The sequence below is a fragment of the Arthrobacter sp. 05T47 genome (assembly GCF_056395825.1).
This window is the reverse complement of record NZ_JBFTKG010000004.1, coordinates 72,052-92,600: the sequence shown is the minus strand read 5'-3', so window position 1 is coordinate 92,600 and position 20,549 is coordinate 72,052. Positions and strand designations below refer to the sequence as shown.

Here is a 20,549-nt window from a genome sequence, read left to right as displayed (position 1 = left end):
CCCTGCCCCTATATGTCACACACACCGGTTCACAACGAACAACTGCTCCCCGCCAGCCAATTTTCCGCAAGGTGACTTGCGGCTGGTCTCAGTTTTCGTCGAAATATCTCGGCCTCCGTATGGTCAGTGGCGGGGAGTGTCTGAATAACGGTGGATTCAGGGTTGGCCAGACACACCGGGCGATGCCTGGCGGGGAGGACTGATCATGAGCGGAACCATGGATCCCATGGCGACTGAATTGGATCAGCAAGAGTTAGCGCAGCAGCTCCTGGCCCAGGCCAAAGAGCAGGGTATCGATCTCGTCGGCCCGGACGGGCTGTTGAACCGGCTGACGAAAAACGTCCTGGAGACCGCTCTGGAAGCGGAGATGGACGAACACCTCGGATACGAAAAACACGACGTGTCCGGGCGCGGGAGCGGGAACTCCCGCAACGGCACCCGCACCAAGACCGTCATGACGGAGATCGGGCCGGTGGAGATCGACGTGCCGCGGGACACCGGTGCGACGTTCGATCCGCAGACCGTGAAGAAACGCCAGCGCCGGCTGACGGGAGTCGACGAGATCGTGTTGTCGCTGAGCGCGAAAGGGCTCACGACCGGAGAAATCGCAGCCCACTTCGCCGAGGTGTTCGGCGCCAGGGTCTCGAAGGACACGATCTCGAGGATCACCGAGAAGGTCATCGGCGAGATGACCGAGTGGCAGAACAGGCCGCTGGACCGCGTCTACCCGGTGGTGTTCATCGACGCTATCCACGTCAAGATTCGTGACGGGCAGGTCACGAACCGGCCGGTCTATGTCGCTATCGGTGTCAGCGTCAACGGTGAACGCGACATCCTCGGGCTATGGGCCGGGGACGGCGGCGAAGGCGCAAAGTTCTGGCTCTCGGTGCTGACCGAGATCAAGAACCGCGGCGTGGAGGACGTCTGCATCACGGTCTGCGACGGACTCAAAGGCCTGCCGGAGGCCATCAACACCGTGTGGGAACTCGCCGTCGTCCAGACCTGCATCGTGCATCTGATCCGGAACACCTTCCGGTATGCGGCCCGGCAGTACTGGGACGAGATGTCCCGTGATCTGCGCCCGGTCTACACGGCACCGTCCGAGGCCGCGGCCAAGGAAAGGTTCGTAGAGTTTTCGACCAAGTGGGGCCGGCAGTACCCGGCGGTGACCCGGCTGTGGGAGAACGCCTGGAGCGAGTTCGTGCCGTTCCTGGACTACGACGTCGAAATCCGGCGGGTCATCTGCAGCACCAACGCCATCGAATCCCTCAATGCCCGCTACCGGCGCGCGGTCCGGGCCAAGGGCCATTTCCCCACCGAGCAGGCGGCCCTGAAATGCCTGTACCTGGCGACCCGGGCACTGGACCCGACCGGCAAAGGCAGGGCACGATGGGCCTCACGGTGGAAGCCGGCCCTGAATGCCTTCGCCATCAGCTTCGACGGAAGAATCAACTAAATGCCAACGGTGAATCCACCGTTAAACGGACACTCCCCAGTGGCGGTGTCCTCCTGCAAGAGGGTGTGTTAACTGTCGTCATGGTGCCGCCGGCCGGGCGAGGCGGTGAGCTGTTTCGAGCATGGCGGCGTGGACGAACGCCTGGGGGAAGTTGCCGCGCAGCTGGCGCTGTTCGACGTCGTATTCTTCGGTGAACAGTCCCGGGGAACCGCAGGCGGCCCGGTTGCGTTCAAAGAGTCTGAATGCGTCTGTGGTGTTGCCCTGCTCATGTTCGGTCAGGGCCAAGAAGAAGCCGCACAGGAGGAAGGCGCCTTCGGCGTCCGCCAGGGGGCCTGGCCCGTGCCTGAACCTGTAAACGTATCCATCATCGAGGAGTTCTTTCCTCACGGCCGCTGCCGTGGCGAGGGAGCGGCCGTCGCCGGTGGGGAYGGCTCCGCGGATGGCGGGAAGAAGCAGTGCCGCGTCGATCCTYTCGTCGKCGGCCGATCGTTGCCATCTGCCGCTGGGGTGCGTGCAGGTGTCGGCTGTATGTGCCAGAATCCTGTCKGCCAGTGRTCCCCAGGCAGAGACCTGGGTGGCGGGGGCATACCGGGAGACGGCTTTGAGGCCGGCGACGCACATCAGCCGTGAATGGGTCCACCGTTCGTTCTCGAGTTCCCAGATGCCGGCATCCGGCTCGGCCCACTTCTCCTCTATGGCCGCCACCGCCTGCTCCACTGCGTGCCARTGCCTGTTGTCGAGGTGGTCATGGCGGGCGGCGGTGGCGAAAAGCAGCAGGRCYTCGCCGAGRCTGTCCAGCTGGAATTGCCCGTTTACCCAGTTGCCGACCTTGTCCGTCCCGCCCGGGTAACCCGGAAGGTCGAGTGTGTGCTCGTCCGGGACCCTGCCGCCGCGGACGGTGTARGCGGGTTTGAGGCKKGTTCCGTCCGCCAGCAACCGTTCGCTGACGAAGTGCACCGAGCTGTCGAGGAGGCCGGTGGCTYCGCCGGCRCCGGCGGCCTGGCCGGCAATGCATTGATCCCGGATCCAGGCGTAGCGGTAGTCGTAGTTGCGTTTYGCCTCGTCACGCTCCGGCAGGCCCATGGTGGCGGCTGCGGCCATGGCACCGGTTGYGCCSGTCATCCCGCGCATGACCGCGTAAGCCCGGCGGGCGTCGGCAGGGGCAACAGTCCCGTTCATTGCAGGTACCGTTGTGGCCCAGGCGCGCCCGGTGGCCGTCCAGAGATCCGCRGGGACGGGCGSCCGGGTCGGTAGCGGCCTGGYGGAAAGCTCCAKSACGACGTSGTGTTCCTCYCCGGGCCTAAGCTGCACATCCTGYTGCAGCACGCCATCGTTCGCGTTTGCCCGGCCCATCCCGCTGACGCGAAGGTGCAGTCCGCCGCCCTCACCGGACCACACACCGTCCCCGCCGTTGGAAAGGTCCACCCGGCACCGGCCGAAGCCCGGCCGGGGGTGCAGGAGGACCCGGACCGGCGCGGTGCCCGATACAACCCGGATATGACGCATCAGCACCGCCAGGGCGGGGTCSCCYGGCATSGCGAGGGCMTCGCGGCATTCGACGATGCCGTCCGTGGTGACCCAGCGACTGTTCCAGATCAGTGTGCCGTCGTCGTAGTGCCCTCCCCACACATAGCGCGGGTTCAGGGGTGTCACGGAAAATGCCCCGGCGCCGCCCACCAGGGACGAGAACACGGCGGGGTCATCCCATTGCGGGGCACACAGCCAGACAACGTCACCGCGCGGGCCGATCACCGCGCCCCGTTCACCGTCCGCCAGCAGGGCATAGTCGCGCAGAACCTGGGGCGGGAAGAAGACTTCYCCGCCRTCGGGCTGGGCTGKTGYCATCAGGTGTCCGCCMGGCCCGTACCGGCGTGCCYGCRTCCYTGAAAARCTGAGTGYTTCAARCYGGCTCCTTCTGSYCYRCGGCCTAGATTCGGTATGGTTCGGCGTCCMGSGCCCGRAAAAYGAGTCCGTTGCCGGGCCGGTCGTCGCTGGGCCGRACGYTKCCTCCTTGYGGATCGGGCGTCCCGTCRAAGAACATCTCCTCGATCCGGACGTGGTCGTGRAACCACTCCAGGTGACGGAAATTGCSKGTGCTTGCRGCCGCGGGSACGGTCAGGTTCGGTGCACAGTGCCCGGAGACTTCCAGGCCGTGGGCCGCGGCTACCGCGGCGGCCCGGAACCACTCCGWGATTCCCCCGCAGCGGCTCACATCCACTTGRAGGCAGTCAACGGCGCCGGCGCCGCACATCTGCTGGAAATAGAACAGGGTCGTACCGTATTCGCCGGCTGCGACRTCCGCCGTGACAGACTGCCGGACCTGGCGAAGCCCCTCRAGGTGATCGCTGGATACCGGTTCTTCGAACCACGTCAGATCCTGCTCTGCCGCGGCGTCGAAAACCCGAACGGCTTGCTTGGCGGTGTAAGCGCCGTTGGCGTCGACGAACAGCTGGACGTGCGGCCCGATGGTGTCCCGTGCCTGACGGATCCGGAGGAGGTCGCGGGCCGTGTTCGCGCCGCGGTCCTCGCCGATTTTGATCTTGACCCGCGGGATCTGTTGCTGGCCGGTCCAGCCCTCCAGCTGGCGTCGGAGCTGGGCCTCTGAATASGTGGTGAACCCGCCGCTGCCGTAAATCTCCACCTCYGCCCGCGCCGCCCCGAGGAGCCGGTGCAGGGGAAGGCCGAGGATCCGTGCCTTGAGGTCCCAGAGCGCGCAGTCGACGGCGGAGATCGCGTAGCCGGCCAGTCCGGGGCGTGRAGYGTTGCGCACCGCCCGGGCCATGGCTTCGGCCGCTGCAGGAACGTCGAAAGGGTTGAGCCCGGTAACGGCCGGTTCCAGGGTCTCCTTGATCAGCGCCGCGCAGGCCCCCGGCGCGAAGGTCCAGCCGATGCCGGTCCAGCTGCCGGCCACGGCCTGGACCAGGACGATGGTGGTGGCGTCCCACGCCAAGGTTCCGTCGCCCTCCGGCGCGCTGGTCGGCACCGTGTAGGCCGAGACGTCAAGACGTCCCAGCTGAAGGCTTGAATCGATCATGACGGTCAATCCTTCTTGTGCGGGAGGAACTCCTGGGCCTTGGYTTTGACGCCTTCTTTGATGATGCCCCAGCCGCTGTCGTCGCCCTTCATGACCGCTTTTGCGCTGTTGAGTGCCTGTTCCAGGGTGGCGTGGGGCGGGATTGGCGGGATGTCCGGGTCTGTGCGCACATCCAGAACGGTCGGCCGGTCCGCTGCGAGTGCCTTCTCCCATGCGTCCCCGAGTTCGTCGGGGGACCCCACGCTGATGCCCTGCAGCCCGAGGCTGGACGTGAAAGCCGCGTAGTCGACGTCGGGAAGGGCTTGGGATTCACGGAACGCCGGGGCCCCTCCCATGGCCCGCATTTCCCAGGTCACCTGGTTCAGGTCATCGTTGTGCAGGATCGCAACGATGAGCCTGGGATCAGTCCACTCGCGCCAGTARCGCTGGATGGTGATGAGCTCGGCCATGCCGTTCATCTGCATGGCRCCGTCCCCGGCGAAGGCGATCACAGGACGTGCGGGGTGGGCGAATTTTGCTCCRATGGCGTAGGGCACCGCCGGTCCCATGGTGGCCAGRTTGCCGGACARGGAGCCGCGGATGTGGCCRTGAAACTTCAGYTGCCGGGCRTACCAGTTGGCYGYGGATCCGGAGTCTGCTGTGAGGAYYGCGTCKTYMGGCAGCCGGTCGGAGAGCTCGGAGAASAGCCGCATGGGGTTGATGGGGCTGGCTTCGACCATSGCCTCGGCGCGCATGGTCTCCCACCACCGGGTGATTTTCGTTTCCAGGTCYGCGCGCCAGGACTGGTTCTGTTTCCGYTGCAGATGCGGAATCAAYGCCCGCAGGGCGGTGGCGGAATCGGCGACGATGTTGAATTCGTAGGGGTACCGCAGTCCGATCATGCCTGGRTCRATGTCGATCTGGACRCCGCGCGCCTGCCCTTCTTCCGGCATGAACTGGGTGTASGGGAAGCTTGATCCGATGGTCAGCAGRGTGTCGCAGTCGCGCATCATTTCGTAGCTGGGGCGGGTTCCRAGMAGGCCGATTGATCCGGTCACATAGGGAAGATCGTCGGGCAGGGAGTCCTTGCCGAGCAGCGCCTTGGCAACGCCTGCGCCCAGCAATTCCGCGACCTGGCGGACCTCCGCGGCCGCGCCACGGGCCCCCCGGCCAATGAGCATGGCCACTTTGCTTCCCTCGTTGAGCAGCTGGGCCGCGCCGCGAATCGCGTCGTCGTTGGGCTGGATTTCAGGCCAACGGATGCCGAGGCTGGAAGGAACCATCTTGAAGGCGTGCGTCGGTGGCGTGTACTCCAATTCCTGGACRTCGGASGGGATGATGACCGCCGTCGGGGCCTKCCTTGCCAGGGCTATCCGTACKGCCCGGTCCAGGACGTTGGGGAGCTGYTCGGGGACCGTGACCATCTGGAGGTACTCGGAGGCCACGTCCTTGAAGAGGCTCASCAGATCCACTTCTTGCTGGTASGAGCCYCCCATCGCGCTGCGGGCTGTCTGGCCGACGATCGCCACCACCGGCACGTGGTCCAGTTTCGCGTCGTACAGCCCGTTGAGCAGGTGGATCGCGCCCGGGCCGGAGGTGGCCATGCAGACCCCGACCTTGCCGGAGAACTTGGCATAGCCGACGGCTTCGAAGGCACTCATTTCTTCGTGTCGGGCCTGAATGAATTTCGGTTCGTTGCCGGCTTTCCCGAAGGCAGCGAGCAACCCGTTGATGCCGTCCCCCGGAAAAGCAAAAACTTTGTCCACGCCCCATYCGCGGAGCCGGGCCAGCAAATAATCAGCAACTGTCTGTGATGCCATGATCAGTTTCCCTTCCAGTGCTCAGTCTTTCGGCGGCGCGGGCCGCCACYGCCATGATCGTCAGCGCCGGGTTCGCGCTTCCCTGTGTCGGCAACACGCTGCCGTCGGTGATGAACAGGTTCGGRACGGCGAAGCTGCGGCACRTCTGGTCGACCACGCCATGGCGTTCGTCGGCAGCCATSCGCGCCCCGCCCACCAGATGGGCGAAGCGTTTGATGGTCATGACTTCGTCCGCGCCKGCAGCTTTCAGGATYTTCTCCATGACATCCTGYGCGGCRCCCATCAGTTGCCGGTCGTTCTCGCATTGGCTGTAGCTGAACTCGGCAACCGGCAGCCCGGTCCGGTCTTTTTCCTCCGCCAAGGTGACACGGTTTCCTTCCAGCGGAAGAAATTCGCACAGCGCGCCCAGGCAGGCCCAATGCGGAAAGTCGCTCATGTAGCGGCGCAAGTCCGCTCCCCAATGTCCCTGGGCGGAGACGTGCTCGGCCCAGGTGATGGGCAGYGGSGAAACGGTCTGRATGGAGAATCCGCGCTTGTAGGGCTTGGTGGGGTCCGTTTCATAGAAGTCCTCAGTGCTGACTTCCGGCGGCGGAGCCTTCCACATGCGTACCTCCGCGTCGAACCGGCCCGCCGTTTGCGGSGCGCCCTGGACCATCACGTACCGGCCGACCTGGTCGAAGTCGTTGCACATRCCCTGCGGGAATCTCGCKGAGGTCGARTTCAGCAGRAGACGCGGTGTTTCGATCGAATATCCGGCGACRGCSACCATCCGSGCCCGCTGGAACCGTTCCMGCCCGTGCCGGGYGTAGTGGACRCCGGTGGCCCTGCYGGTCSCTTCGTCGAAGCCGATGCGGGTCACCATCGAATCGGCCCGCACTTCGGCGCCGTGGGCGAGTGCGTCCGGAATGTGGGTTATCAGGGGCGAGGCCTTCGCGTTCACCTTGCAGCCTTGAAGGCAAAAGCCCCGGTAAATGCAGTGTGGCCGGTTGCCGAAGCGGCCGTTGGCGATCGCGACCGGACCSACCWTGGCCGTGATSCCGCAGGCGCGTGCRCCGCGGAGGAAGAGCTCWCCGTTGCCCGAGACRGGGTGAGGCCGGTGCGGATACCGGTGCGGATCGCCCCACGGCCAGKGTTCTCCGGCCACCGGGAGTTCCCCTTCGATGTCCTCATARAASGGACGCAGATCCGCGTAGTCCAGGGGCCAGTCGGCGCCGACGCCGTCCGTGGTGAAGGTGCGGAAGTCGCTGGGGTGGAACCGGGGCGTGTATCCGGCGTAGTGCACCATGGAGCCACCCACCCCGCGGCCTGAGTTGTTCGATCCGAGGGGCACGGGGTCATCACCGCCGATCACGCGCGGATCGGTCCAATACAGTTGATGCGAGCCGGCCTCGTCACTCACCCAGTCACGCTCAGGGTCCCAGAACGGGCCAGCATCGAGGGCGACCGCCCGCCATCCCGCGCGGGCCAGCCGTTGCAGCATGGTTGAGCCGCCCGCWCCGCACCCCACGATRACGATGTCCACTTCGTCACGGTCATCGAACACGCGCATGTCATCGCGCAGCSSGTGGTTGCTGCCCGGGCCGGCCGGCAGCAGCCACGCGGATTCATTACGGCTCCGCACRSTCCGCACGTGGCTCACCTCCGGGTTCCACCGTCCAGCGCCACGGGGTCCTCCGTGGGTCTGGTATCGGCCACTTCGAACGGTTCCAGCCGGTTGAGTCCCACATTTTTATACCCGCGGGGGTACGCGGGYCCCCCGAATCCGATYTCGTCCCACGCCCACGGATGTGAGTAAAAGGCYGTGCACGCGTAGCGGGTCCACAGCCCCCACACGCGTCCGGCCGGCAGGCCCTGCCATGACGMAGCGCCCAGGTCCCTGACGGTCCGGAGCAGGTCGGCCTGCCGGTCGTCGTTGCAGYTGGCGAACGTCTGGTTGAACGCCTCYTCCGCCGCACGGTCCAGCGCCGACAGCGATGTCCGCCAGGCCTGTCCGTCTTCAGGCATGTCCTCGAAGCGCCAGCCGTCGGTCTGGTTCTCGGCCAGGCGCGCGTCGACGAAGTTAACGACCGGGACGCGGGGCTCGGCATGCTGGTCAAGGAGTTGGTCAAAGAGYGCCCTGGCAGTGGCCTCTTCGGCCGGRGTGAAGAAMCGGATGTCGGCGGGTCGCGCCAGCCGGCCCAGGACCACGCCCGCGGTTGCCCGGTCCCAATGGCCGGACTGGGCGASCGTGCTGAAYCCCGGGTACCGGCCACCACCGKCGCCSCTATCCAGGGGAAGCCGGCTCATCGCTCCCGCCTGAGAACGGAAGCCAGCAGCCCCATGCCGCCGACCAAKGTCACCAGYAGCGGCGCMAGCAGCGGCGGYCCCATCTCCAGGTTGTAGCGCAGATTGGAGAATCCGCCCGGTTTTTGGGCTATTCCYCGGGCATGSAGATAGGTTCCCTGCAGCCCATTGGCCACTATCGCGGCACTGGCGATCGGCAATRCAGTTTTGGCCATCCKGCGGCTGAAGACCCCKGCAASCCCGGCCGCGGCGCCCACCGGACCAAGCGCCACGGGCAGCCACATCCATTTGTTCCCGAAGCTGGCYTTGTCATGTTCGAAGTAGATTTCTGCCGCTGTCACCAAGGCYCCYGCTGCGGTGAGCCCGGAAAGAGACCGTTCGAATCTGCCCGTTTTCACGTTGCGGACCAGGCGATCAAYGAGGTGGGTCATTTCCCTTTCGGGTGCATGCTTCATGGTGCGCTCCTCCGCAATCAGGAAAAATACGTGCCGCTGGGCAAACTTTGCTGCTCCGCAAGCACCGGGGTAATACTGGGGTGCGTGGAAAGAAACAGCGACGAGCGCGCCGACGCCCARATCGATGCGGTCCTTAGGGCCGCGAACGTSCTGCTGCGTGTCGTGGCCCAGTCAGTTGTCGAAGTCGAAGACATTGTCACCAGCCCCCAGCTGCGGGTGCTGGTAATGATTGCCTCGCGCGGACCGCAAAATCTCGGTGCGGTAGCCATGGAACTGGGGGTCCACCCGTCCAACGCCACCCGCACCTGCGACCGGCTGGTCAATGCCGGACTGATCGCGCGGCGCGATGACCCCGCGGACCGGCGGTACGTGGAGTTGTCCCTGACCCCTGAAGGCGCGTCGCTGGTCAACACCGTCCTGGAGCACCGGCGAAACGCCGTTGCCGCGGTGATGGGACGGATGACAAACGAGTTGCGCGGCGCCACGGCGCTGGGAATGGACGCGTTTGCCGCGGCGGACGGCGGCGAAGGCACCGAAGACGGCAGGTTCACCATCGACCTGCACGTGTGACCGGCGCCGCTGCCAGGCGCGCAAGCAACACCGCTGACGATGATCATCCGAACTCCCCCGCCGCGAAAACCAACGCAAGCGCCGCGCTGACTCCCGCAGACCTCCGATGACGGCTATCCAACACGGCGACCCCGGCCATACTCGCGGCGTGGACCACATCCACACTGCCTCCGACAAGGTGGGCAGAGCGCCCGCCGCGGACAGTCAGCACCGCCTGAACCAGGTGCCGTGCGCCCAGAATCCGGATCACCACGCGGGTCCTGCCATCCGGCATCTCACCCAGTAGCAGGCCGGAAACATAATCCGGTGCCAACAGCTCGCACATCCCGTACGCCGCCCGGACCAATTCCAGCGGCTTCACCGGTTCGCCGACCGCAAAAGCGCGCGGCCCGCGACGGCCACGGAGGCGAGGAGCCCGGCTGCGGCCGCGCCCACCGCTGCATAGTGCTGGGAGGCCCACAGCTGCGCGCTGCGGTTGGAGGCCCTGGAATCAAAAATACCGCGCGTCCCGAAATCCTTCCGTTTGTCGGCAGGTTCCCAGAGATTCTTGGGCTGGTCGGGATGGCGGGGTTCCGCGGTCTGCTGGGCGTTGAAGCCTGTCTTGGCCAGGTAGCGGTCGAGCAGGCCWGGRGCGACGGCGTTCGCGATGAGKGTCCCMGCAGTGCTGCCGCCGACCCAGTACTCSCGACGCTKKGGATGSTCCGCCGCGTACACGACCGCCCGSGCSGCSASCTCSGGCTGGTAAATCGGSGGCACGGGCTGCGCCTGTCGCGGAAGGCGGGACAGGACCCAGGAAAACTGGGGCGTRTTGACCGCCGGCATTTGCACCATCGTGGTGTGGATCCCGCTCGACTCATGCAGCAGTTCACACCGCAGCGATTCATTGAAACCCTGGATAGCATGTTTCGCGCCGCAGTAGGCGGTTTGCAACGGGATGCCCCGGTAGGCCAGGGCCGAGCCGACCTGCACTATGACGCCGCGGTTTCGCGGCCGCATGCGCTTCAAGGCCGACATGGTTCCGTAGACGTAACCGAGGTAGCTGACCTCGGTCACGCGTGCGAACTCAGCTGCGGAAATTTCCGAAAAGGGGGAGAAAACCGAAGTGAAGGCAACGTTGACCCAGACGTCGATGGGCCCCAACTCGCGCTCAATTCGCTCGGCGGCAGCATCCACAGCATCGGCGTCGGCGACATCGACGCTCAAAGTCCACGCGCGGCCGCCGGCGGCCTCCACCTCCTGCGCGGCCCCGGCCAGACCTGCCTCGCCACGGGCAAGCAAGGCAACGGTGGCGCCTTGACGGCCAAAGGCAACCGCCGATGCGCGCCCGATTCCGCCACTGGATCCGGTAATAGCGACGATACGCCGGGCCTTGTCCATGAGGGTGACTCCTTAGAGTGTCAGCAATCGCGTCAGCTTCCCGCCCTTCCTGCACGGGCGCCGAGCCGGGTCCCCCACTAAGTCTTCAATCTAACGGGAATCATTGCGTAACCGCAACAGTATGCAGGCTTATGGATCTCAGGAAAATACCTGACTGTGGCGGCCCTTGGGTCGTTCTGGTCGACATGGCCCTTCCGCATGCTGGCGACTCTGCACTATTGCAAAGCATGCGTCACGACCAGGAACCCCGGATCAACCGTTATCCAGATACTCCTGGAGAGGGTTCCGTGGACGACCGATTCGGCACGAGTGGAGCTCCGCAGGCCCGTGTCGTCAGGTGGCCATAGAGCCCGCCTGCGGGAACTCGGATGTAGGTGGTGCCGTCGCGGAGCACGGCCCAGAGAAGGTTGAGGCGGCGCCGGGCCAGGGAGAGCATGGTCTGGGTGTGGGTCTTGCCTTCGGCGCGCTTTCGGTCGTAGTAGGTCCGGGAGGCGGGCTGCTCTTCAGGGCCGAGAGATCCGACCTGTAGAAAACCCGCAGGAGCTGCCGGTCGTAGCCGCGGGGCGGTGGAGGTTGCCGGGGCTCCTGCCGGAGTCCCGCGGGGGTCCGGTGTTTGGTCCGGATCACGGCCGGTGTGAAGCGGGGCGGCCGGGCTCCAACGCCCCACCCGGTCGAACCACAAATCGGGAATTTCCTGTCTCCGGAGCAACGACCGTGGCCTGCACTCCGGCTCCCAAGCTCGGAGATCGCCGCGGCAACGGCTTCCGCCAAGGCAAAAAGACCCCGGCCCCTCGCGGACCCTTCGGACGACGGTCAACGCGAGAGAGTCTTGAGCGGTTCGTAACTTGCGGCGGTGATGGCGTGGAAGTGGTTATGGCATGAGTGTCAACGCCGACGACAAACCGACGGAATTGCGCCACGATAGACACACCTGCCCCTTGTCTCGTCCCCGTTTCGCGGATAACCAGGCCGCGTTCGGTCGGACCCAGTCCGGTAGAGGTGACTCGGAACAGCACCGTCCCAACCCCGCCGCACGGGCTTCCGGGTCAAGTTACCGGGCGGCGAGCAAGTACCGTCGATGCCCGCGGACGGGCAAAWTCGAAGGGCAGTTGGACCCAACATGACAGAAAGGAACCCCCATGAGCCCCGACTCGCGCAACGCGGGCACACCCAAGACCGGGCCACTTAACACCGACCCCGTTGAACAGGCTCCGAGCGCCAAAGATCCGGCGGCGGATSAGAAGGTGCAGCTCCAGCTGGCCATTTTCGAAGTCACGCAGGTCGCCCGGGGCAAGAGCCTGGGTGAGATCCAGCAGATGCTCYTGGCTGCGTTCTCGCGCCGCGGGGTGGAACCCCCGCCCGGCATCTGGCTGGACTCGGTGGCTTCGGCGGCCTATTACGGTGMGCCCTACATCGTTGACCTCCCCGCSGCGSTGGCAGCGGACGGCGTARTGCCCGCTCCGAATGAGAAAGTGCGGCGCAGGCTTGCCTCACGTCGGCGTCTCCGACAGCAGAGGCTTCCGGCCGGTATCTTCCCCTCCTCTGCCGAATGGGAGGTGACGGACAACGAGGTCACAGGTGGCAGCACCGGCCAGCCCGCACACGGGTTTCCCCGTGCCGTCACCGGGCGGCTGGGTGGACCGGGCACGGCCTTGGCCGCGGCCGTGCTGATCGTGGCCGCCGTAGTTGCCGTGCGCGCCGTGAGCGCGGTTCGCCAGGAGCGTGCAGGCAGTCGGTCGGGCCGCCCCGGGTAACCGAGGGGCAACGACGCGGTCCTGACGAGAGCACCGAACAAGAAGAACGAACAAGCTTTTCAAGGATCTGCGGGGTGACAAAATAGCGCTGCGAAAAGACCGCCATTTATCGCTGCGAGTCACAAGCCAGCACCTGCACGGAACGTAGCGGCGCGTTCCTGGGCACGGTGATCGACCGGCATACGGACAGCTGGTTCAGGGAAAATGAAGGGGTTTATCCTCAGTCGATGGAGCGATTTGAGAAACGGTTGATAACAGTTCGCCAGGGGAATGTCCGCCCGACCGGCTCGTGGCTTTATGTGTGGGTTGATACTGCTGATGGCGCGATGGCGTACGTCGGCGCCACCGGCTTTGACCCTGAGCTGCGATAGAACAACCGTGGGAGGTGGGAAGGATGATCCTCAACGTCGACCTGGCCAGAGAGATACCGATCTATCAGCAGCTCCGGGACCAGATCGTGGAGGCGATCGCCGAAGGCGCGCTGACCGAGGGCAGCACCTTGCCGGCCACCAGGACGGTCGCGGCCGACTTCGGCATCAACTTCCACACCGTGAACAAGGCCTACGACCTCCTGCGCCAGGAAGGCCTGATCCGGCTCAACCGCAAGACCGGTGCGGTGGTGACCCCGACGGTCGCGGATCCGCCGTTCCCCGCAGAGTGGACCGCGAGGGCTCGGACCCTGCTTGCCGAGGCCTTGGCCAGAGGCCTGCCGGCCGACGAGGTTCTCGCGACCTGCCGGGCGATAGTCGAGTCATTTGATGCCAAGAAGCCAGAGGACACGCCATGACCGTTGCCATCATCCTGAGCTCCGCGGTGCTGGCACTCGCGCTCGTAATCGCCCTGGCGCTGCCCTCGATCACCAGCCCCGCCGTGCCCTTCGGGGTCCGGGTACCGCCCCAGCATGCCGGGGACCCGACGGTGGTCCGGCAGACCAGCATCTAACGCTGGCGGGTACTCCTCGGTGGAATCGCCACCGCCGCGGCCGGCGTGCTCATCTTCGCCGTGACCGGCGCAACGTTGGTGTTGCCGCTGTCGGTGCTGGTGCTCGAGGGCGTCTGGTACGGCTGCTTCTTCCTGGCCAACCACGAGATCCGGGCCGCCAAGGCCGCCGGGGGCTGGTACCGGGGCCTGCACCAGGGCATCGCGGTGGACACCGAACTGCGGACCAATCCACCGCGGTTTCCCTGGCTCTGGCTGGCCCCGGCACTGATCATCACGGCCGCCACGGTAGTGATCGGCGTGATCAGCTACCCATCGATGCCCGAAGTTCTCGCGGTCCACTACGACGCGAACGGGGTGCCCAACCGCGTGGTCGCCAAGTCGGTCGGCGCCGCCTTCTCACTGGTGTTCGTGCAGATCGGCATGACCGCGCTGCTCGCCGGTATAGCAGCGGCCATCGTCCGCAGCCGGCCCGATCTCAACCCGGCACACCCCGTTACCTCAGCGCGCTGGTACCGCCATTACATGTCACTGGGTGCCGAGGCCCTGCTCGGGCTGACCGCGATGATCGACCTGGGAATGCTGGGATCATCGCTGCTGATGTGGACCGGGACGGTCACACCGTGGGCGCCGCTGGTAATCGTCCTCCCGATCCTGACCGCCGCCGTGGTGGCCGTCGTCATCCTGGCCAGGAACAGCCGGGAGCGGAACGACGCCGAGGAAGACACCGGCCTGATCCACCGGGACGATGACAAGCACTGGCGCGGTGGCCTGTTCTACATCAACCGCGAAGACCATGCGCTGGTCGTTCCGCGCCGGTTCGGTCTGGGATGGACGCTAACTTCGGCAATCCCAGGGCAGCGATGCTTCTGGCCGGTGCGGCCGCGCTGATCGGCCTGGCGGTCAGCCTCCGTTTTGGCGGCTGACCCAGACCATAGCGTCGCGAGTGGACTTGCGTCCCTCCCCAATGTCTATCGGTAACGGCGAAAGCCCCTGCCTCGAGAGGCTTTCCCATGTGCCGGGTGTGCGGGCGGGGCGGCGTTCACAGGCCGCCTGACCAGGGTCCCGGCGCGCCCCCGGCGACCCTCATGGAGCCAACTGCCGTCTGCTCGCAGCAACGGTGGCGGACGTTCGGGACCCGTGTCCTGCATGCCCGGCGTACGCCTAAAGACTTGATGCCTCATTCCCTCCGGACGAAGGGCACGACTGTGACTGTGTGGGCCCACCGCCATTGGGATCAGGATGTCGCGAGCCGAGCCTCGGGAATCGTCGGTTCGAATAGTTCGATCGGATTGCCCGAGGGGTCTTCGATCAGTACCTGATTTCCGCCCATGCCCGTCACGATGTCATTGCGGAACTGCACGCCTGCGTCGCGGAGGGTCCGCACGGTTGCCGCGAGGTCAGACACCTCCAGCGCGAATCGATTCCACCCGCCCGGCGCGGGCCTGGTGCCGTCGGGCATGCTCTGCCCTCCTCCGCCCTGGCCGCTCGGAGCGCTGAGCAGCAGCCGCAAATCACCGCGCTCGAGCATGGCAAAAGGCGGGGCCGGATGCATGACGAGCGTGAATGCCAAATGTTCGCGGTAAAAATTGATGGATGTATCGACATCATCGACGATGTAGCGCACGCTTACGGTGGCCATAAGGAGACCTCCTTGCTCTGCACTCAGGAATACGCGCCACCTCGCGGCCTGTCAACGCGCCGAATATCAGACACGCCTACGATCGTTCGGGGCAGGACATGAAGGCAGTGGTTGTCGGGGCGGGCATAGCGGGCCTCGTCGCGGCCCGCCAGCTCGGCTTGGCCGGCTGGGACGTCGAGCTTCTCGAGAAATCGGCCGCTCCGCGTCCCGATGGCTACATGATGGACTTCTTCGGTCCGGGAGTCGAGGCTGCGGAAAGAATCGGCCTCTACCCGCGGCTCGCAGAGGTGGCCTACCATGTCGAGGCAGCCGAGTATGTGGACGCAGAAGGCCGCCCGACGTCCAGCCTCGACTACGACCAGTTCGCCCGGCTTGCCGGCGGGAAGGTCCTGAGCCTGCTGCGCCCCGACATGGAGTGCGCAGCCCTCGCCGCGCTCGACGACGTGGCCCCGGGCCGGGTGCAGGTCCGCTACGGGATGCCCGTTTCCCTGGTGTGGAATGATGAGGACGGCGTGCGGGTCGCCGTCGATGACTCGCCGGACGTGACGATCTCCGCGGACGTCCTCGTGGGCGCTGACGGCATCCATTCCGGAGTGCGCGCCCGGGTCTTCGGGCCCGAAGAGGAGTACTTGCGCCCCTTGGGCATGCGTGCTGCCGCATTCATCGTGACCGAACCGATCCTGAATGCAAGCTTCCGGAACAGGTTCGTCCTCAGCGACAGCATCGACCGGATGGTCGGGCTCTACAGCCTCCGCTCGGACGAGGTGGCGGCATTCATGGTCTACCGGGACGCCACAGGCGCACCACGGCACCTGCGGCCCGGGAGCCCGCGGGAGCGGCTGCGCCGCGAGTTCGCCGGACTCGGCCACGCGGTCGACCGGCTGCTGGACTTGTGCCCCGAGCATCCCTACGACGATGTCGTCGCACAGATCGCCATGCCGGGCTGGCAGAGGGAGCGGACCGTTCTCGTGGGGGACGCCTGCGGGGCCGTATCGCTCCTCGCGGGCCAGGGCGGCTCGCTCGCCATCGCCGGTGCCGCGCTACTGGGGGACATCCTTGGACCCGTGGCCTCACCCGAGGGGATCAGTTCGGCCCTCACCGAGTTCGAGCGACGCTGGCGACCCGTGGTCGAGGAGGCTCAAGCCGCCGGGAGACGCACCGCGTCATCGTTCCTCCCCGCGAACCGGACCCAGCGCCTCCTGCGCCGGTGGACCATACGGGCAACCCATCTGCCAGGAATCGACCGACTGGTGGCCCGCCAGATCGTGGGCAGAATTGCAAAATAAGCCCGACCCACGCCATCCCCAGTGACCATTAGTGGAAGCCGCATGAAAGACCCGCACAACACCCTGGGAATCCGAAGGACACCCTGATGTCAGCAGGCAACGACCTGAACAGCGCGGTGACGTGGTCTCTGATTCTCGAAGGCGGCGGCACGCGGCTGATCCTCATTCACGAAGGGTTCGACCCGCAGGCGCATAGTCACGTGAGAGCTCACCGCCTCATGGCCGGCGGCTGGCGCGGACAGATACTCAAGAAGCTGACGGAAACGCTGCGCAGACCGAGGAGTGGGTATCCGCCAGTCCGGGGTAGTCGAACCTGACGACATGGCCTGCCGTTGTGGTTATACGCCCGCCCGGGCCGAGCCGGCGCCTTTGAACCGGAGGAGCAAATCTCCCTGCGACGCCCATCTCTCAGAATCCTTAATCGCCTATGTTTCGGCCGTCCTTTTCGTTTCGGTCGCCGGAGGTGTCTCTCCGCCTGCCCGGCCCGGAGGCGTGGATTCCTGCAGCCTGATGCGCGCATGGAGGACGTCGCCGATGAACCAGTCGTAGAGCAGCACGCCGATCACTGCGCCGATGAAAGGCCCGACGATCGGCACCCAGAAATACCAGCTGAAGGCCCCGTCCACGGTGCCCGGCAGCGCCGTCTGCCCCCATCCGGCCAGCCAGGCAAACAGCCGTGGCCCGAAGTCACGGGCCGGGTTGATGGCATAGCCGGCGTTCGCGCCGATCGACATGCCGATGGCTGCAACGGCCAGCCCGATCATGAACGGACCCAGGTTCGCCTGGACCGCGGTATTGCGCATGTCGATGATGGCCACCACGAACATGAGGAGGAAGGCCGTGCCGACAATCTGGTCGACCAGCGGCCCCACGGGGCTGCCGTTGAAGTAGGGTGCGGGGAAGGTGGCGAAAATGGAGTAGCTGGCAAGCCCCTTCGGATCTGCACGCCCGGTCCCGACGGCCTGGTTATAGGCATCGATGGCGTCGTGATACAGCAGGTACACCATCGCGGCGCCGACGAAGGCGCCCAGAACCTGGGCGACGATATACGGACCCACTTTGCCCCAGGGAAATTTACGCCGGACTGCGAACGCCAGGGTCACTGCCGGATTGATGTGTGCGCCGCTGACGCCACCGGCAACGTAGATGGCCATCGTCACCGCCAGTGCCCATCCCCAGGTGATCAACAGCCAGTCCCCGGCGGCCAGGAAGATCGTCGTCGATGTAGCGGCCCGGCCGGATCCCGGCAAAGCGGCGACTGCCATGGCCACAACGCCGTCGCCGAAAGAGATCAGCACAAAAGTGCCGAGAAACTCTGCAAGAAGTTCACCCCAAGTGCCGCCCAACTGCTTAAGGCCGCTGCCATGACGGACTGCATTTCTGAGTGGACTGATATCGCTCATCGCGAGTGCCTCCTCGAGTCATCTGATCTACCTACCGAAATTGACAACCCCAGTAGATTTATGCTACGCCGATAGTGTCCGTAGGCAACGGTCTAAGATCTATCCGCCGTGGGCAGCACCTCGGGCCCGCCCCTCCCGTCCCGTCCCGGCAAGCCCCAGCAGGCCCGGAGGCGGATTCTGTCGGGGAGCGCGGCCCACGGTGGGCTTGGATTGCGCCGCAAAGACGCGGATTTCGTTTGGGAAAGGCACCACCATGTCCGACGACAGCAGCATTGAAGACACCCCCGATGAGGCAGGCCCGGAGAAGAAGCCGGAAGAACCAGACCTGCGCGGCCGGTACGTCGAAGGCAACTACGGCAAGGCCGGAGCGCAAAGCGGCCGCCATGCGGACGACGAGGAAGGCCAATACATCGAAGGGGACTACGGGGCGGCCGGCAGCGAAGGCGGACTGCCCGAACCCCTCGGAGACAAGGCAAAGGAATCGGGACGCTACGTGAAAGCCAACTTCGGCGACGCCGGGTCGACACCGGGCCGCACCGCTGAATCTGAAATCGGTCAGTATCCAGAGGGCAACTACGGAGCAAGCGGTTCCGTGGATCCCGTCCGCAAACCGCGCACCAAGACCGACACCGATACGGACACCGGCACCGGCACCGGCACCGGGACAGATAAACAGGAATAGTCCGGCACCTGCACCCCGCAGAACAGGCCGGGAGCGCCGTCGACCACCAGTAGTGAAACCCCCAGGCTGACGCAATATTCGGTGCCGCTGTAAACGGCACTGCTGGTCACTGACTACCCGGTCAGCAGCCCGGGTGAGAAGCCGGCCGACCGCTCACCCGAGGCGCGGCGCATTCTTTGCCTAGCCGATTCCAGAGGGAGGGCGTGGCCGGCAGCAACGCGTGACCCGCCGGTGCTTGAGTCAGCCACGAATTGAGGCACGCCTGCTCTTCCGGGGAGCGCGGGAGCTGACCTTTACCGTCCCTCACGGGCAGAATGAACGACATCGTTAATCCCGGCACGATAACGCAGAACCCTGCCCTCGAACGTGCCAGGGCGACACAGAACCGTGCAAACGACAGCTGACGCGCGCCTCCTAAACAACGCAGCCGGCGCCGCCCCAAACAAGGAACGAGCACACGGCGGGCAAGCCTCCCCCACACCCGTAGCTCCGTTGGCAGAGCAGTGAACTCTTAATCCTCGGGACGAGGGTTCAAAGCCCACAGGCGCACCCCAGGACCCCCACCGCATCACGCGCCCCCGGCGCGGAGGCAGCCCGGGCGAGTTCCAACGGCACCCGGGCCAACCATCACCGCACCCGCCTATCGGAGGGAACCCGCTGCGGCATATCAATACCTATGGCCGGGCAAGAGTAACGGTAAGAGTCCTATGGCCCTGAAACTACAAATGCCTGGCCAGCTTTCGGTCGGCCGCCCATGCCTTACCGGACCTTGGCATGCCTTCAGTCGCTTCGTTCATGTTCGCCACGGATAGCGGCCAGGCGGTGGTGACGGCCTTATCCGTCCATGTCCCCGTGCGCCCCTTCAGCGAGCCGCCGTTAAGCCTCGAACTTGGCGGCCGTCCCGGACACCACTGAGGCTCTCCGGGTCCATCAGGTTTGGAGAGCCCGCGGAATCTCCGCTCCGGACTCTTAAGTGCTGCTCTGTTGAGGACGCCTGACTCTCAGCCCGGTCCGGGCCGCAGTAAGGGCGGCGGCAAGCCGGGCGGCGTCCGTTGCCCGCTTCTGGTCCGTAGGTGGCACGGTGCCGGCCTCGCCGGTGCAATTCAACAGTGCTGCAGTGACTTCGGGGATCAGGTCCGGGAATTGGCTGGACCGGTAGCCTCCGTAGGAGGGGTTTTCGGAGTGGTCGAGGGTTGCGGTGACAAGCAGGGCGGCCTGCGTCCTGGTCGCGGTGCCGAGTTTCGTCAGGATGGTCGAGACCATGTTCTTCACGGTTTTTTCTGCCAGAAACATCTCCTTGCTGATTTGGCGGTTGCTCAGTCCTTTCCCCAGGCCGATCGCGGCAGTCATTTCCTGTTTCGTGAGGGTCAGGAGATTCTCATCCGGGCGCTGTGGCTGGAGCAGGAAGAACGGGGCCACGATCGCCGGATAAAAGCGGCCGCTGTACGCGGTGTGCCCGGCCAGGGCCCGTCGGATGAGCCTGAGCTGTTCGCTGCCCTCATCGTCTTTGGACAGGCATCCCCACGCGCCGGCCAGAATGGCGTCGATCAGCACGGTCTCGCCGCCCTCCTCGGTCATCAGCACACACCGGATCCGCGGGTCCGCCACGGCAACGGCACGGCACACCTCGGCACCGGAACCGTCCGGAAGGTCATCATCAATAATGACCAGCTCCGGGCGAAGGGCAGGAATCCGCCGGACCGCTTCGCGCGCGGATCCGGATTCCCCGGCGATGCCGAGACCATCGAACTCCAGCAGCTGGCGCAACCCCCGCCTCACGACCTCGTGATCGTCCAGCAGGTATACGCCCCGACCGACAAAAGCGGTGCACGGACGGCGTTCCGGGTCAGCCATCATTGCTCCGTTCCC

The 20,549-nt window shown here is 65.6% G+C and carries 18 protein-coding genes and 3 pseudogenes; 9 read left to right on the top strand and 12 right to left on the bottom strand.

Going from position 1 to position 20,549, the window contains the following annotated elements; all coding sequences use genetic code 11:
* The first annotated feature begins 217 nt into the window (after positions 1 to 217).
* Positions 218 to 1,456, top strand: a complete 1,239-nt coding sequence (locus AC1DEY_RS05875) for an IS256 family transposase (protein WP_476851112.1) — start codon at positions 218 to 220, stop codon at positions 1,454 to 1,456.
* Positions 1,457 to 1,534: 78 nt separating this feature from the next.
* Here AC1DEY_RS05875 and AC1DEY_RS05870 read toward each other — a convergent pair whose 3' ends face one another.
* The 7 genes and pseudogenes from AC1DEY_RS05870 to AC1DEY_RS05840 all read right to left on the bottom strand — a co-directional run bounded on the left by AC1DEY_RS05870 (position 1,535) and on the right by AC1DEY_RS05840 (position 8,575).
* Positions 1,535 to 2,635, bottom strand: coding sequence for a glycoside hydrolase family 15 protein (locus AC1DEY_RS05870; RefSeq protein WP_476867189.1), 1,101 nt, complete (start codon positions 2,633 to 2,635; stop codon positions 1,535 to 1,537).
* Between the two features lie 144 nt (positions 2,636 to 2,779).
* Positions 2,780 to 3,301: pseudogene (locus AC1DEY_RS05865) on the bottom strand (trehalase-like domain-containing protein); the annotation flags it as partial.
* Between the two features lie 82 nt (positions 3,302 to 3,383).
* Entirely contained in the window at positions 3,384 to 4,490 is a 1,107-nt protein-coding gene (locus AC1DEY_RS05860; RefSeq protein ID WP_476867156.1) for an enolase C-terminal domain-like protein, read from the bottom strand.
* A gap of 5 nt (positions 4,491 to 4,495) precedes the next feature.
* Positions 4,496 to 6,289: a thiamine pyrophosphate-requiring protein gene (locus AC1DEY_RS05855; protein ID WP_476867155.1), complete on the bottom strand. Its 1,794-nt coding sequence runs from the start codon at positions 6,287 to 6,289 to the stop codon at positions 4,496 to 4,498.
* Complete coding sequence (locus AC1DEY_RS05850; protein ID WP_476867188.1) at positions 6,267 to 6,944, bottom strand: GMC family oxidoreductase; 678 nt, start codon at positions 6,942 to 6,944, stop codon at positions 6,267 to 6,269. Before AC1DEY_RS05850 ends, AC1DEY_RS05855 begins: the two co-directional genes overlap by 23 nt.
* A 69-nt stretch (positions 6,945 to 7,013) precedes the next feature.
* Positions 7,014 to 7,769: pseudogene (locus tag AC1DEY_RS05845) on the bottom strand (GMC family oxidoreductase N-terminal domain-containing protein); the annotation flags it as partial.
* Positions 7,770 to 7,924: 155 nt separating this feature from the next.
* Positions 7,925 to 8,575, bottom strand: coding sequence for a gluconate 2-dehydrogenase subunit 3 family protein (locus AC1DEY_RS05840; RefSeq protein ID WP_476867154.1), 651 nt, complete (start codon positions 8,573 to 8,575; stop codon positions 7,925 to 7,927).
* 536 nt (positions 8,576 to 9,111) lie between these two features.
* Between AC1DEY_RS05840 and AC1DEY_RS05835 the strand changes: the two genes are divergently transcribed.
* Positions 9,112 to 9,597: a MarR family transcriptional regulator gene (locus AC1DEY_RS05835; protein ID WP_476851091.1), complete on the top strand. Its 486-nt coding sequence runs from the start codon at positions 9,112 to 9,114 to the stop codon at positions 9,595 to 9,597.
* Between the two features lie 357 nt (positions 9,598 to 9,954).
* Here the strand turns inward: AC1DEY_RS05835 and AC1DEY_RS05830 are convergent, their stop codons facing one another.
* Together AC1DEY_RS05830 and AC1DEY_RS05825 are read right to left on the bottom strand one after the other, a co-directional pair.
* Positions 9,955 to 10,974: an SDR family oxidoreductase gene (locus tag AC1DEY_RS05830; protein WP_476867153.1), complete on the bottom strand. Its 1,020-nt coding sequence runs from the start codon at positions 10,972 to 10,974 to the stop codon at positions 9,955 to 9,957.
* Positions 10,975 to 11,344: 370 nt separating this feature from the next.
* Positions 11,345 to 11,490: pseudogene (locus AC1DEY_RS05825) on the bottom strand (IS110 family transposase); the annotation flags it as partial.
* A 623-nt stretch (positions 11,491 to 12,113) separates the two neighbouring features.
* Here AC1DEY_RS05825 and AC1DEY_RS05820 point away from each other — a divergent pair.
* From AC1DEY_RS05820 to AC1DEY_RS05805, 4 genes are all read left to right on the top strand, one after another.
* On the top strand, positions 12,114 to 12,728 hold the full coding sequence (locus tag AC1DEY_RS05820) for a hypothetical protein (RefSeq protein ID WP_476867152.1): 615 nt from the start codon (positions 12,114 to 12,116) through the stop codon (positions 12,726 to 12,728).
* A 394-nt stretch (positions 12,729 to 13,122) separates the two neighbouring features.
* The gene (locus AC1DEY_RS05815; RefSeq protein ID WP_476851094.1) at positions 13,123 to 13,515 is read left to right on the top strand and encodes a GntR family transcriptional regulator; all 393 of its coding nucleotides are present in this window, start codon (positions 13,123 to 13,125) and stop codon (positions 13,513 to 13,515) included.
* Complete coding sequence (locus AC1DEY_RS05810) at positions 13,512 to 13,670, top strand: hypothetical protein (RefSeq protein WP_476851095.1); 159 nt, start codon at positions 13,512 to 13,514, stop codon at positions 13,668 to 13,670. Before AC1DEY_RS05815 ends, AC1DEY_RS05810 begins: the two co-directional genes overlap by 4 nt.
* A 60-nt stretch (positions 13,671 to 13,730) precedes the next feature.
* Positions 13,731 to 14,558: a DUF1648 domain-containing protein gene (locus AC1DEY_RS05805; protein WP_476851096.1), complete on the top strand. Its 828-nt coding sequence runs from the start codon at positions 13,731 to 13,733 to the stop codon at positions 14,556 to 14,558.
* Positions 14,559 to 14,904: 346 nt separating this feature from the next.
* Here the strand turns inward: AC1DEY_RS05805 and AC1DEY_RS05800 are convergent, their stop codons facing one another.
* Entirely contained in the window at positions 14,905 to 15,309 is a 405-nt protein-coding gene (locus AC1DEY_RS05800; RefSeq protein WP_476851097.1) for a VOC family protein, read from the bottom strand.
* A gap of 98 nt (positions 15,310 to 15,407) precedes the next feature.
* Between AC1DEY_RS05800 and AC1DEY_RS05795 the strand changes: the two genes are divergently transcribed.
* Both AC1DEY_RS05795 and AC1DEY_RS05790 read left to right on the top strand, forming a co-directional pair.
* A complete protein-coding gene (locus tag AC1DEY_RS05795) occupies positions 15,408 to 16,595 on the top strand; it encodes an FAD-dependent monooxygenase (protein WP_476851098.1) in 1,188 nt (395 codons plus the stop codon).
* 86 nt (positions 16,596 to 16,681) lie between these two features.
* Positions 16,682 to 16,912 (top strand): SRPBCC domain-containing protein, encoded by a 231-nt coding sequence (locus AC1DEY_RS05790; protein WP_476851099.1) that lies wholly within the window; start codon positions 16,682 to 16,684, stop codon positions 16,910 to 16,912.
* A 108-nt stretch (positions 16,913 to 17,020) separates the two neighbouring features.
* Here AC1DEY_RS05790 and AC1DEY_RS05785 read toward each other — a convergent pair whose 3' ends face one another.
* Positions 17,021 to 17,998 (bottom strand): MIP/aquaporin family protein, encoded by a 978-nt coding sequence (locus AC1DEY_RS05785; RefSeq protein WP_476851100.1) that lies wholly within the window; start codon positions 17,996 to 17,998, stop codon positions 17,021 to 17,023.
* Between the two features lie 253 nt (positions 17,999 to 18,251).
* Here AC1DEY_RS05785 and AC1DEY_RS05780 point away from each other — a divergent pair, with 253 nt between their 5' ends.
* Entirely contained in the window at positions 18,252 to 18,680 is a 429-nt protein-coding gene (locus tag AC1DEY_RS05780; RefSeq protein ID WP_441410660.1) for a hypothetical protein, read from the top strand.
* 969 nt (positions 18,681 to 19,649) lie between these two features.
* Here the strand turns inward: AC1DEY_RS05780 and AC1DEY_RS05775 are convergent.
* On the bottom strand, positions 19,650 to 20,537 hold the full coding sequence (locus tag AC1DEY_RS05775; RefSeq protein ID WP_476851101.1) for a response regulator: 888 nt from the start codon (positions 20,535 to 20,537) through the stop codon (positions 19,650 to 19,652).
* Positions 20,538 to 20,549: the final 12 nt, after the last annotated feature.

Excerpts from the sequence above, each read along its gene's own strand:
- AC1DEY_RS05875 (WP_476851112.1), top strand. The coding sequence starts at position 218 with ATGGATCCCATGGCGACTGAATTGGATCAGCAAGAGTTAGCGCAGCAG.
- AC1DEY_RS05815 (WP_476851094.1), top strand. The coding sequence starts at position 13,123 with ATGATCCTCAACGTCGACCTGGCCAGAGAGATACCGATCTATCAGCAG.
- AC1DEY_RS05810 (WP_476851095.1), top strand. The coding sequence starts at position 13,512 with ATGACCGTTGCCATCATCCTGAGCTCCGCGGTGCTGGCACTCGCGCTC.
- AC1DEY_RS05800 (WP_476851097.1), bottom strand. The coding sequence starts at position 15,309 with ATGGCCACCGTAAGCGTGCGCTACATCGTCGATGATGTCGATACATCC.
- AC1DEY_RS05795 (WP_476851098.1), top strand. The coding sequence starts at position 15,408 with ATGAAGGCAGTGGTTGTCGGGGCGGGCATAGCGGGCCTCGTCGCGGCC.
- AC1DEY_RS05790 (WP_476851099.1), top strand. The coding sequence starts at position 16,682 with ATGTCAGCAGGCAACGACCTGAACAGCGCGGTGACGTGGTCTCTGATT.
- AC1DEY_RS05785 (WP_476851100.1), bottom strand. The coding sequence starts at position 17,998 with ATGAGCGATATCAGTCCACTCAGAAATGCAGTCCGTCATGGCAGCGGC.
- AC1DEY_RS05780 (WP_441410660.1), top strand. The coding sequence starts at position 18,252 with ATGTCCGACGACAGCAGCATTGAAGACACCCCCGATGAGGCAGGCCCG.
- AC1DEY_RS05775 (WP_476851101.1), bottom strand. The coding sequence starts at position 20,537 with ATGATGGCTGACCCGGAACGCCGTCCGTGCACCGCTTTTGTCGGTCGG.